General features: G+C 61.6%; 11 protein-coding genes. 9 read left to right on the top strand and 2 right to left on the bottom strand.

Going from position 1 to position 11,777, the window contains the following annotated elements:
* Positions 1–68 precede the first annotated feature (68 nt).
* Positions 69–704 carry a DUF3313 family protein gene (locus F0M18_RS05515; RefSeq protein ID WP_188109604.1) on the top strand — a complete coding sequence of 212 codons (636 nt, stop codon included), beginning with the start codon at positions 69–71 and terminating at the stop codon, positions 702–704.
* Positions 705–707: 3 nt separating this feature from the next.
* Here F0M18_RS05515 and F0M18_RS20085 read toward each other — a convergent pair whose 3' ends face one another.
* The gene (locus F0M18_RS20085; protein WP_262500835.1) at positions 708–839 is read right to left on the bottom strand and encodes a hypothetical protein; all 132 of its coding nucleotides are present in this window, start codon (positions 837–839) and stop codon (positions 708–710) included.
* A gap of 145 nt (positions 840–984) precedes the next feature.
* Here F0M18_RS20085 and F0M18_RS05510 point away from each other — a divergent pair, with 145 nt between their 5' ends.
* From F0M18_RS05510 to F0M18_RS05475, 8 genes are all read left to right on the top strand, one after another.
* Entirely contained in the window at positions 985–1,974 is a 990-nt protein-coding gene (locus tag F0M18_RS05510; RefSeq protein WP_149610405.1) for a LysR family transcriptional regulator, read from the top strand.
* A gap of 50 nt (positions 1,975–2,024) precedes the next feature.
* Positions 2,025–2,798 (top strand): DUF3450 domain-containing protein, encoded by a 774-nt coding sequence (locus F0M18_RS05505; protein WP_149610404.1) that lies wholly within the window; start codon positions 2,025–2,027, stop codon positions 2,796–2,798.
* On the top strand, positions 2,798–4,144 hold the full coding sequence (locus F0M18_RS05500; protein ID WP_149610403.1) for a MotA/TolQ/ExbB proton channel family protein: 1,347 nt from the start codon (positions 2,798–2,800) through the stop codon (positions 4,142–4,144). The genes F0M18_RS05505 and F0M18_RS05500 overlap by 1 nt, the downstream gene beginning before the upstream one ends.
* Positions 4,141–4,671: a MotA/TolQ/ExbB proton channel family protein gene (locus F0M18_RS05495; RefSeq protein WP_149610402.1), complete on the top strand. Its 531-nt coding sequence runs from the start codon at positions 4,141–4,143 to the stop codon at positions 4,669–4,671. Before F0M18_RS05500 ends, F0M18_RS05495 begins: the two co-directional genes overlap by 4 nt.
* The gene (locus F0M18_RS05490; protein WP_149610401.1) at positions 4,668–5,078 is read left to right on the top strand and encodes an ExbD/TolR family protein; all 411 of its coding nucleotides are present in this window, start codon (positions 4,668–4,670) and stop codon (positions 5,076–5,078) included. The genes F0M18_RS05495 and F0M18_RS05490 overlap by 4 nt, the downstream gene beginning before the upstream one ends.
* Positions 5,075–5,770, top strand: coding sequence for an energy transducer TonB (locus F0M18_RS05485; protein ID WP_149610400.1), 696 nt, complete (start codon positions 5,075–5,077; stop codon positions 5,768–5,770). The genes F0M18_RS05490 and F0M18_RS05485 overlap by 4 nt, the downstream gene beginning before the upstream one ends.
* Positions 5,760–7,514 carry a tetratricopeptide repeat protein gene (locus F0M18_RS05480; protein ID WP_188109603.1) on the top strand — a complete coding sequence of 585 codons (1,755 nt, stop codon included), beginning with the start codon at positions 5,760–5,762 and terminating at the stop codon, positions 7,512–7,514. Before F0M18_RS05485 ends, F0M18_RS05480 begins: the two co-directional genes overlap by 11 nt.
* Positions 7,515–7,589: 75 nt before the next feature.
* Positions 7,590–9,404, top strand: a complete 1,815-nt coding sequence (locus F0M18_RS05475; RefSeq protein WP_262500834.1) for a DUF885 domain-containing protein — start codon at positions 7,590–7,592, stop codon at positions 9,402–9,404.
* Here F0M18_RS05475 and F0M18_RS05470 read toward each other — a convergent pair.
* Positions 9,392–11,533, bottom strand: coding sequence for an oxidoreductase (locus tag F0M18_RS05470; protein WP_149610398.1), 2,142 nt, complete (start codon positions 11,531–11,533; stop codon positions 9,392–9,394). The two genes, F0M18_RS05475 and F0M18_RS05470, sit on opposite strands and share 13 nt — an antisense overlap.
* Positions 11,534–11,777 lie beyond the last annotated feature (244 nt).

Below are 11,777 nucleotides of genomic sequence, written 5' to 3'. Positions count from 1 at the left end.
CTGACGTAGCTGTAACTGACGGCCACCGGGGTTTCCCGCTGGCCGTTTTTTTGTCTCCGGAGAATATCGTGAAACTATGCTTGTACAGATGGGCTTGCCTGTTGCTGCTGTTTTCAGTGGCCGGCTGCACCACGCCCGAACTCACTGAAAGCCCGGCCGCAGAGTTCGCTGCTGAGGAACTGTATATCGTGCGCAACAGCGGCTTTGAAGAAGCCTATGTCGCCAGGGATGCCAACCTGCCAGGTTATGCCGAGATCGAGTTTGCGCGCTTCAGTTCTGCAGCGGTGCAGGTTACCCAGACAACGGTCTCGGGCACGACCCGCAGTGACTGGCAAATGACGGCGGAAAAAGAACAACGCCTGGATGCTATCTGGGGGCAGGCCACTGCGCGCGCTTTCGCTGACTACCCGGTTGCCGGTGAAGGCAAGCTGCGCATAGCGGCGGAACTGACCAAAGTCGAGCCGCGCCGCGCCGCCAGTACTGCTACGACGGCTTCCGGGGGCATGATCGCCGGTACCGGTGATGTAGTGGAAGTGTCGGTGGAAATTCACATCTTCGACGCATCCAGCGGGCAGTTATTGTCCGTGGTTCGGGATAAGAGGCAGATTGCCTCCTTGCAATGGGGCAGGGCTGCGGGTGCGGATCTGGTCAATCTGTTTAACAGCTGGGCCAGTTTGCTCCACACCCGCGTAACGGGCAGGTAGTACTCAGTTTTGGCCGCATTCAGGGCAGTCCGCGTCGCCAGCGCCCAGACCCATTTCGTCGTGGGCGGAACCGGTGTTTTCCTGCCATACAGCCAAAGCCAGTATTGCGGTAAAGATGCCGATGATATAAGCCATGATGTTCACCTTTTCAAAGTCGCCGGGCAGTTGCTCCGGCCTCGTCAGTAAATGTATGGGCGGGACAACTATTCTTCAAATGGCATCGCGTCATAAGTAAGATGAATGTAATTCATAATAATGAGAAATAAAGAGTGGTGATCGGATGGAGATTCGCGACCTCGGTCGTCTTGACCTCAATCTGCTGGTAGCGCTGGAGGCGATGCTGGAGGAGCGCAGCGTGTCCCGTGCCGCCGAGCGCCTGTTCATTACCCAGTCTGCCATGAGCAAAACCCTCGGGCGCCTGCGTGAGCTGTTCAATGACCCCCTGTTTGTGCGCAAAGGCGCTGCCATGGTGCCGACGCCCCGCGCAGAGCAGCTCGAGGCCAGTTTGCCGCAGGTCCTACAAGCGGTTCAGGCCATGGTCCGCCCGCTCGACTTCGATCCCCTCACTTATGATGGCCAGCTGAATATCCTCATTCAGGGGCACATGGGGGTCTGGTTCCTGCCGCCGCTGATGGCGCGGCTACGGGACAGTGCGCCCAATATGCGGGTGCGGGCGTATTCAAGGGCGGACGAAGCCTTTGAACAGCTGGCTAATGGCAAGCTGGATTTCGCGCTGCAGATCGAGCGTGAGTATTATCCGCCCGACCTCGAGCTGACCACCCTGGCGTTCGCGCGGCCCGTTTTGCTCGCGCGCAAGAGCCATCCGCTGCACAAACTCGAGAGCTTTGACCTGGAAGATGTGACCCGTTATCCGCAGCTGGCGCTGTTGTCTACCGATCTTTCCGAACTGAAGTTTCACGAGGGCGATGCGGAGGCGGTGAGAGAGTACCAGCGGCGCACCGAGCCACACTACGAAACGGACGATCTGCAAACAGCTCTGCAGATCGTGCGCACCACCGATTGCCTGTTTCCGGCGCCGCCCATGTTTATTGAACAATTTAACCTGTCGCGCTATATCGCCGCGCTGCCCTTGCCGGACCTCGGCGACGTCAGTATCAAGTATGTGGTGGTGCGCCCTCAGCGGGTCATCGGTTCGCCCGCGCATGATTTTTTCTACCAGCAGATACTGGAGCTGACAGAGGAATTCCGTGCGCGACTGGATCTGCCGAGCCTGCCCGAGCTGCGGCGCAAGCGCCAGCTGGCCTACTGAAGCGCGCAGTCCGCAGCCAGTACTGAAACGAAAATGGGGGAATCCAGCACTTGAACTCATATCGCTCCCGGCTTATCGCCGTTATCGGTGCCGCCGCGGTATCGTTAATGCCTGTGACAACAAGCACTGCCGACGATTTGCAAAAGAGCCTCGATGTGGTTGAGGCAACCAACCGCAGCGCCGAGCGTTCACAACAGAAGATCGATGCGCTGTCGCGGGAAACCCGCATCATGCTCGAGGAATACCGCAGCCTCAAAGAGAGCAGCGAGTACCAGGACGCCTACCAGCGCGAGCTGGAACTGCTCGATGCCAGCCAGCAGGCGCGCATTGAGTCGCTCAATCGAGAGATCGCGCAGGCGCGCATCACCCGCCAGCGGATCCTGCCGCTGATGCGCTCCATGGTTGATGCCCTGGAGCAGTTTGTGGTGCTGGACCTGCCGTTTCATCATGAGGATCGTATCGCCGCCGTCATGCAACTCAGGCAGCGGCTGGATCGACCGGACCTGAGTGTGTCGGCGCGTTTTCGTCTGCTGCTGGAAGGCTTCCAGATCGAACAGAACTATAGCCAGACGGTAGAGGCATGGCGCGGGCCGCTGCAGCGGGAACAGGACCAGTTGTCGGTAGAATTCCTGCGCCTGGGCAGGGTGGCGCTGTACTACCAGACGCTTGATCGCGAGCAGAGTGCCTACTGGGACAACAACGAACAGCGCTGGCAGCCATTGGCCTCAGAGTACAATCGCTCACTGGCGGCGGCCATGCGCGTTGCCCGCAGCGAAGCGGCGCCCGCACTACTGGAGTTGCCATTTCCGGGGAGGGGCTCGTGATGCGCTACCTGGTAAGCGGCTTGCTGTTACTACTCTCCCTCCATGGGCAGGCACAGACACCCGAGCCGCAAAACCTCGACCAGTTATTGCAGGCGGTAAAGGCGGAGCAGGCCCGGCAACGGGATATCAACCGCCAGCGCGAACAACAGTTCCTGGCCGACAAGCGCGAGCAGCAGCGCCTGTTGGAGTCCGCGCGCAGGGATTTCGCGGCACAGCAACAGCGCAACCAGCCACTACTTGCCGTTACCGAGCGCAACCAGCAGGAGATTGCCCGGCTGGAGCAGGAGTTGCAGTCGGTGGTGGAGGACATGGGGGACCTGTCCAGCACCTTCCGGGAATTCGCTGGCGACTTCGCCGCGGTTTTCCAGCAGTCCATGCTCAGTGCACAGTTGCCAGAGCGCACAGAGGCGATAAAGTCACTGGCAGACGAGAATGCCCAGGTCATTATAGAAGAGATCCAGTCCCTGTGGCTGATGCTGCAGGAAGACATGACCGAGGCGGGGAAAGTGCGCACGTTCACTGCCCCGGTCATCAGTACGGCGGGCGTGGCCCAGCCCGCCGAAGTGCTGCGCCTGGGCGCATTCAATGCCTGGCACGAGCGCGACTACCTGCGCTACGTCCCGGAAACAGGCGAGTTGCTGACCCTGAGCCGCCAACCGCCACAACGCTTCCGCGATGCCGTGCTTGCTTTCCGCAGCGGCGACGGTGGCTTGCACACGCTGGCTGTTGACCCCACTCGCGGCAGCCTGCTCGGCATGCTCAGTTTTACGCCTGACCTGCGCGAGCGGATAGAGCAGGGCGGCACCATAGGACTGATCATTATTGCCCTGGGCATATTCGGCCTGCTGTTGACTGCCTGGCGGCTTCTATACCTGCTCTGGGTTGCCGGGCGTATCAGGGCGCAGCTGTCCGCTGCGGATAATCCGCGCGCGAACAACCCGCTGGGGCGGGTGTTGCTGGCGGTGCGCGGTATCCCGATCGAGCAGGAAGAGACACTGCAGTTCAAACTGGATGAGGCGGTGCTGGCGGAGATGCCCGCACTGGAACGAGGCAATGGCCTGATCAAGCTGTTGGCGGCCACTTCGCCGCTGCTGGGGCTGCTGGGCACGGTAACCGGCATGATACTGACCTTCCAGGCTATTAGCCTGTATGGCACCGGCGACCCCAAGCTGATGGCCGGTGGGATATCCCAGGCGCTGGTCACCACCGTGCTGGGGCTGGTGGTGGCAATCCCCCTCCTGTTTGGCCACAGTGTGGTGGCCTATCTCGCGAGGTCGACGGTGCAGCGCCTGGATGAACAGTGTGCAGGAGTGCTGGCACGTCTTGCGGAAGGTGAGCAGGTATGACCTGGTGGTATGCCGTGGGTGATCTGGTGGCCCAGGGAGGGAACGTACTCTGGGTGCTGTTCGCGACCTGCCTGTTGCTGTGGATGCTGATTCTCGAGCGCGCATGGTTTCTGCGCGTGACCTGGCCGCGACGGGCCCAGAACCTCGTTGCAGCATGGGGCAGGCGAGCAGATCGACACTCCTGGCGCGCGCGCAAGATTCGCGAATCGCTGCTTTGCGACGCCTCCCTGACCCTGCACGCCAACCTGCCACTGGTAAAAGTGCTGGTGGCGCTGTGCCCACTGCTGGGGCTGCTGGGCACCGTCCTGGGCATGATCAGTGTGTTTGAGGTGATCGCCATCTCCGGCAATGACGACGCCCAGGCCATGGCGCGGGGCGTGTATCGCGCCACCATACCCACCATGGCCGGCCTGGTGGTGGCGCTCACCGGTCTCTATTTCACCGTGCGCCTCAGGCAGCTGGCGTTGCGCCGGCGCAGCGCGCTGCGCGACGCGATGCCGCTTGAGAGTGGGGCGGAGCTGTCATGAGCGCGCGCCGCCACCTGCCGGAGTCTGACGAGACAGAGCTGGATATGACGCCGATGTTGGACATCGTGTTCATCATGCTCATCTTTTTCATCGTCACCACGTCCTTCGTCAAGGAGTCGGGTGTGACCGTGGCCACACCCAGGGCCGAATCCGCATCGCCGCAGGATAATGCAAATATTTTCATTGCGATCACAGCAGAGGGGGAAGTGTGGATTGATCGTCGTCCCGTCGATCCACGCAGCGTACGCGCCATTGTCGCGCGCCTGCACGCCGACAACCCCGAGGGCTCGGTGATCATCCAGTCCGATGAAGAGGCCTCTACACGCATGTTGGTGGACGTCATGGACCAGGTCAGGCTCGCCGGTGTCGAAGGTATCGCCATTGCCGCGGAGAAGGGCGTGCAATGATGCGACTGCCGCCGCCGCGCGTGGTCCCCGCCTTCCTGGGCGCCCTGTGCATTACGGTTGCGGTGTTCCTGTTTATGCAGGGGCTGATCCAGCGCGGGCAGGGCGAGCAGGTCGAACTGGTGGTCTACGAGCAGGTAGAGATACTGCGGCCAAAGCCCGAGCAGCCGGAGCCGGAGGAGCGCGAGGCGAAGCCGGATGAGGCCCCTGAGGAGCCGCAACTCGATACCCTGCAAGTGGCACCGCCCTCACCGCAACCGTCGCAGGCGCTGTCCATGCCCACTCTGGATCTCGCCACCGGGGAGATTTCCATACAGTCCGTGGGTGACAGCTTCAAGGCGCCGGTGGGTGTAGGTGGTGTCAATATTGCCGGGGGCGGGCAGGATGCCCAGGGCTTTGTCGAGGTCGTGCCCTACAACACGCGCAAGCCCAACGTGCCGGAGGTGGCCTGGCAAAACAAGATCAGCGGCTGGGTGCTGGTGGCATTCTCAGTGACACCACAGGGGACCACGCGCAACGTCAGGGTGCTGGATGCCAGGCCCAGGGGTGTCTTTGAAGAAAAGGTGATTGCCGCTGTGGAGGACTGGCGCTATTCGGTCAACTTTACCGGCCGCACCGTCGCCGACGTGGTGCTGACCCAGCGCGTCAATGTTAGCTGGCAGGATTACCCCAAAAATTTGCCCAATGTCGACTAGCTTACGTTCTCTTTTCCTCTGTTCACTACTGCTCGCCGCCTCGTCACAGGCACAGGAGCAGGGTCAGTATCGCAGCAAAATACTCCTCGACCCCCTCGGTGAGATGGGCAAGGGTTCGGAAATGTCCGTGGCGGAACTCGAGGCGCAGATTGACAGCATCGAGCAACCCTATGCCCGCTCCAGCGCGGGCCGCTTTCTCGCGCGGCACTATGTCCAGCAGGGTGACTATGACAGCGCCGTGGCGTATTACCGGCAAGCGCTGGCAGCGCGCGGGCTTGCCGACGTTGCCAATCGAGAGATGCTGCGTGAACTTGCACAGGTGTACCTGCTCAAGGAGGATTACCAGCAGGCAGCGCGCACCCTGCAGCGAGCCCTGGATATCGACCTGGTGCCGGAAGCCACGGACTTCCTGTTGCTGGCACAGGCACAGTACCGCCTGGGCAACTACGTGGCGGTGGTTGCCGCGCTGGATGGTATCGCGGCGCACGACCTGAAGCTGGATACCGGTCAGTTGCGCCAGGCACTGGCGCTGTATTACCGTGCCGGCGCGTTTGAGCAGTCTGCGGCGATTCTGCGCCAGCTGTTGCAGCTTGAGCCGGATCACGCCGAGCACTGGCATCACCTGGCTGCTGTTTATCTGCAGCAGAACAAGCAACGTCTTGCGCTGGATACGCTGACGCTGGCGCAGGAAAAGCGGATCCCGTTCACTGCCGAACAACTGCTGTTGCTGGTCGATCTGCAAGCCGCGACGGGCAATCCCTACGGCGCGGCGACCACCCTGCAGCAAGCCATGGCAGATGACGGCGTGCCCGCTACCAGTATGCACCAGCGTAAACTGTTTGAACTGTGGTTGCAGGCACGTGAACGCAAGCGGGCCATTACGGCCCTGCGCAGCGCCGCGCGCAGTAGCGGCGACACCGAACTCTACCTTTACCTGGCGCAGTTACAGGCGGAGGACAGGCAGTGGCAGCAAGTGGAGGAAACGGTGCTGTCGGCCTGTGCCGCGCCCCTGGCGGACCGTTATGTCAGCCGCGCCAACCTGTTGCTGGGATTGAGCCAGCTGAAGCGGGATCGCCTCGAGGCGGCCCGGCGGCTTTTCATCAACGCCACACTCGTTGGCGGCGCCAACGCGCAGGCGGCACAGTGGCTGCAATTCATGGAGGCGGCACCGGCGACGGAAGAGGAATTGAGGCGGGTGGTCGGGCCCTGTTATGACAGCCCTGGCAAGAAGGTGTCGCTTGCTGCCCTGTCTACAACAGCGGCCACGCCGGCCCCGGTCGACGGCGAGGAGGTCGCGCCAGCGAGCACAGCGCCCGTCGCTGAGGTGGCGCTGAAAACCGTGGAGGCATTGCGCTTCTACACGTCTACACAAGAGGAAACACTGGAGCAGCTGCTGCCGCGTGTGCGTTCACTTGCAGTGGGTATGAACGTCAGCCTGGTCAAAGCCGGCGGCACAGCAAATGGTCCCCTGTCGGTGTTGTCGCTGCCCGAAGAGAATGCACTGCGGCTGGCGATGCCGGTGCGCGGCGCGCCGCATGCACGGGGACGTTACGACCTGTATAACGCTCCGGCCTTCAAATGCGCCTGGATCCGTATACCTCAGGCTGAACAGCAGCCGTTACAGGTGGTGTCCGGGCTGCGGGAACGGGTTATAGCAGCGGGGTATGAACTGACCGGGGAGTACCGCTTGCTCTTCCTCAACGATGGTGAGCCCGGGGTGGAGGTTCAGTTGGGCGTGCGCTAGGCCACTACCATCCTTGATGCGGGTCTGCTGGCCTTGTTCGTTATAAGACATTGACTGGCAGACAGGGAACATAACATGCATTGGATGCAAAAAGTGCTGGCCATCGTGCTGGTTTCAACCATGGCCGCAGTATCACTTGCCGCTGATGAAAGCGAGCGCCTCAACCGCTGGCTGGATGAACAATACGAACTGGAACTGCAGCGTAGCCCATTGACGCTTGCGGTTCATGGCCGCAAGGAGCAATACGACAAGGTCGATGATTTCAGCGTTGCGGCTGAACTTGACTGGCTCGACTGGCTTGCCGCCAGCGCCGCGGCAATGCAGACGCAGTTCGACTACGCAAAGCTTTCGCCCCAGGCCCGGCTTTCCTACGACTTCTGGTTGTTTCGCGCTCGCAGTGAAGCGGCATCGCGGCCCTATCTCTACCACGACTATGTGTTCGACCAGTTCGGTTCGACCCAGACTTACCCTGTAAGGTTTTTGCTCAATTACCATGTTGTTGACACGGTCGCCGACATGGAGGCTTACGTGGCACGTGTACGCGGTTTTTCGCGCGCCATCGGGCAATGGCTGGCGACAACGAAGAAAGCTGCGGACCTGGGCATCCGGCCCCCGCGTTTTGCCTATGAAGTGGTGCTGCAGCAGTCTCGCGGCGTTATCGCTGGCAAGCCCTTTGACGATGCCGAGACCGACTCGGCGCTGTGGGCCGACGGTAGCGCCAAGATTGCTGACCTCAAACAACGCGGCCTGACAGATGACGAGCAGGCCGCGCGGCTGCGCCTGTCCTTGCAAGAGGCTCTGCTAAATGACTTGATGCCTGCCTATAACGATCTCATTGCCTGGCACAGTGAAGATATCGGCAACGCTCGCGCGCAGGCGCGCGGTGCCGCCAGCTTGCCCCAGGGTGATGCGTACTACGAGGAACGCCTGCGTCATTACACGCATTCCGACCTGAGCGCGGAGGCCATCCATAAACTGGGTCTTGATGAGGTGGCACGCATCCAGCGCGAAATGCAGGTCATCATGCGTTCGCTAGGTTATGAAGGCAGCTTGCAGTCCTTTTTCGCCTTCGTGCGTGATGACCCACGCTTCTATTACCCCGATACGGATGCCGGGCGTGAGGCTTACCTGGCCCGGACCCGGGCGCTGCTCACGAAAATGGACGGCATGCTACCCGAGTATTTCGGCCTGCTGCCCCGATCCAGTCTCGTTGTAAAGCGGGTCGAAGCTTATCGGGAGCGTGACGGCGCGGTGCAATTCTACGAGGTCGGTACCGCCGATGGCTCTCGCCCGGGGGTCTACTATGTGCATCTGTCTGATATCGGTGCCTACAACAAGACTGACCTGGAAACCACCGCCTACCACGAGGGCAGTCCCGGCCACCATATGCAATTGTCTATTGCCAAGGAGCTGACCGGCGTACCGCGGTTCCGCACCAATGTGACGTATTCCGCCTATACCGAGGGTTGGGCACTGTACTCGGAATACCTGGCCAGGGAGATGGGCGCGTTTGAGGATCCCTACAACGATTTTGGCCGCCTGGTGGCGGAAATCTGGCGCGCGATTCGCCTGGTAGTGGACACGGGGCTGCATGCCAAAGGGTGGACGGAAGAGCAGGCTGTGCAGTACATGCTGGACAACTCCGCCATTCCGGAAGCGGCCGTGCGCTCCGAGATCCGCCGCTACCTGGTCGCGCCGGGACAGGCTACCTCCTACAAGGTGGGGATGTTGAAGATACAGTCATTGCGCGCCCGGGCCGAGGCTGAGCTGGGGGATGATTTCGATATCCGTGGCTTCCATGACGTCGTGCTGGGCGGCGGATCGCTGCCACTGCCGATCCTGGAACAGGCTGTCACTGACTGGGTGGAAAGCGTGCGTCAGGCGCGCTGAATCGCGTTGACCACCTCGCGGGCCGAGTGAATGGCACCGTCGATGTAGGACACTTCGCGGCAGTCGCCGATGCGGTGCACCTCGGCCTCCGTGCCTGCAAGCTGGCTGGCGAGGCTGTCATCGGCCTCTGCGCCGAGGGCGATAATGACCTGTTTCGCCGGTATGGAATGTGTTTCGCCATCCAATTCACAGACGACAGCCTGTGCCGTGATTTGATGTACCGGCGCATTCTTGTGGATAGTCGCGCCGTGCTCGCGCAGGAGATGCAGCACGCGCGCGCGACGCACGATGGCGAGTTCAGCGCCCAGTGCAGGTCCGGGTTCAAGTACCGTGACTTTGCGCTTGCGCTCCACCAGGTATTCAGCCAGTTCCAGGCCGACAAGGCCGCCGCCGATGATCACTACCTCATCCGCGATAGGCATCCAGTAGCGTGAGGCAAAACGCAGCAGAGAAATACTGCGCAGTGCGCCGGTAAGCCTTCCCACCCGGATCGCCAGCCTGGCGAAAACGGACAGTTTCGCAGCGGCCTGTTTGTCGGTGCCGAAGAGCACACCGCGCAGTTGCTCACCGTCGAATACATGGCGCAATTCCTTGCCGGGAATCTCGGGTGCGCGGCGCAACGCCCCCGTGGCGAGGATCACGTGATCAGCCTGCTGCTTGCGAATGGCGTCCGCGTCGGCGCGCTTGCCCATGTGCAGGTCAATCGGCAGGCGGTGTATTTCCGCTGCCAGGTAGTCGATCAGGCGCTCGTTTGGCTGGTAGGCTAGGGCGGCGATGCGCGCGGTGCCTCCCAGATCCTTGCTGCCTTCCCATAGCGTTACCTGGTGCCCCTGTGAAGCCAGCAAGCGGGCCGCCTCCATGCCACCCGGGCCGCCACCCACGACCAGTACCCTGCGTGCCCCCCGGGTGCTGGCAATGACATCCTGCTCTTGTTCCCATTCGCGGCCCATCTCGCTGTTGACGGCGCACATCATGGCCTGGTTGATGAATATCTGGCTGACACAGATATAACAGTAGATACAGGGGCGCACAGCAGCGGGGTCCTGCCCAGCCAGTTTGTTGGGGAGGTCCGGGTCCGCCAGCAGTTTGCGGCCCATGGCGAGAAAGTCGAAGTCGCCGGCAGCCAGGTGGTTCTCGGCGACCTCAGGCTCAATACGGCCGACCCCGATCACGGGTATGTTCACGGCGCGCTTGACCTGCATGGCAAAGTCGACGAAGCCGCCGGGCTCGTGCACCAGCGGCGCTTCCGTGAAGGCAATGGCATGGGCCACATTGCCATAGGCGCTAACGTCGATGGCATCGGCACCAGCCTGCTCACACAGTTGCGCTGTCGTCACACAGTCTGCCGGCGTGATGCCGCCCTCGATGCGGTACTCCCTGGCGTCCAGCCGGACCAGGACAGGAAAGCCGCCGCCAGTGGCCTCTCGGGTCGCCGTGATGACCTCAGTCAGGAAACGGGCGCGATTTTCGCGACTGCCGCCGTAGCGGTCAGTCCGCCGGTTGGTATAGGGCGAGAGAAAACTGGCCAGCATGTAGCCGTGACCGGCGTGAATCTCGACGCCATCAAAACCGGCGCGCTGCGCACGGGCCGCCGCACTGGCGAAACCCTGCACCACATCGGCGATGTCGGCCTCGGTCATCTCGTAGTACTGGGGGCCCTTGCCATCCGGTCCCGCCGCCTTGATAAAGTGCCTTACTTCCTGGCGCGTCAGAACGTGAAACATATCACTGGGAGATGGTTTCATAAGCGAGGGCAGGGGTATTGGCCTGCCGGCCGCTGTGTCTTCCTGGGCCATTTTGCCGCCGTGATTTAGCTGGGCCACGATGCTGGCACCGTGCTGGTGCACCCGCTGGGCGAGTTCGGTCAGCCCCGGCAGGAACTCATCGGCGGAGAACGCCACGGTATTGGGCATGGTCGAGCCGCTGGGAAAGCAGGCCGCCGAGGTCTCCAGCACCAGCAGGCCGGCACCACCCCTGGCACGGGCCTCGTAATAGCTAATCAGGCGCTCGGAGCAGTGACCGCTGGCCTCGGCAAAATTCGAGCCCATGGCGGCCAACACCACACGGTTGCGCAGCTGCATGGAGCCTATCTGGCCCGGGGAGAGTAGGTGGGGGAAAGACTGTGCCATCTGGCCCGCTCCTTGTGGTTATTCTGGCGCCCACTATGGCCCAGTCGCGGCCTGCGTCACAGGACTGCTGAAACCAGTCTTATAGACATCTGCGGTCTTGCCTGCGCAGGTGAGCGGAAATGCACATAAAGTTGAAGGCGCTGGTTCTGTCACAGGTCGAGCTGGCTTCCCATAATAGCTGCATGCGAATACCGTTCTGCACCGCAAGAGGCTTTCCCGGTAGCGCATGTGATAACAAATAATG

This window comes from Pseudohalioglobus sediminis, assembly GCF_008370495.1.
Taxonomy (GTDB): domain Bacteria; phylum Pseudomonadota; class Gammaproteobacteria; order Pseudomonadales; family Halieaceae; genus Halioglobus.
This window is presented reverse-complemented; position numbering and strand designations above follow the sequence as displayed.

Bases quoted from the DNA above. Each gene is read 5' to 3' on its own strand.
- F0M18_RS20085 (WP_262500835.1), bottom strand. From the start codon at position 839: ATGGCTTATATCATCGGCATCTTTACCGCAATACTGGCTTTGGCTGTA.
- F0M18_RS05510 (WP_149610405.1), top strand. From the start codon at position 985: ATGGAGATTCGCGACCTCGGTCGTCTTGACCTCAATCTGCTGGTAGCG.
- F0M18_RS05500 (WP_149610403.1), top strand. From the start codon at position 2,798: ATGCGCTACCTGGTAAGCGGCTTGCTGTTACTACTCTCCCTCCATGGG.
- F0M18_RS05495 (WP_149610402.1), top strand. From the start codon at position 4,141: ATGACCTGGTGGTATGCCGTGGGTGATCTGGTGGCCCAGGGAGGGAAC.
- F0M18_RS05490 (WP_149610401.1), top strand. From the start codon at position 4,668: ATGAGCGCGCGCCGCCACCTGCCGGAGTCTGACGAGACAGAGCTGGAT.
- F0M18_RS05485 (WP_149610400.1), top strand. From the start codon at position 5,075: ATGATGCGACTGCCGCCGCCGCGCGTGGTCCCCGCCTTCCTGGGCGCC.
- F0M18_RS05480 (WP_188109603.1), top strand. From the start codon at position 5,760: ATGTCGACTAGCTTACGTTCTCTTTTCCTCTGTTCACTACTGCTCGCC.
- F0M18_RS05475 (WP_262500834.1), top strand. From the start codon at position 7,590: ATGCATTGGATGCAAAAAGTGCTGGCCATCGTGCTGGTTTCAACCATG.
- F0M18_RS05470 (WP_149610398.1), bottom strand. From the start codon at position 11,533: ATGGCACAGTCTTTCCCCCACCTACTCTCCCCGGGCCAGATAGGCTCC.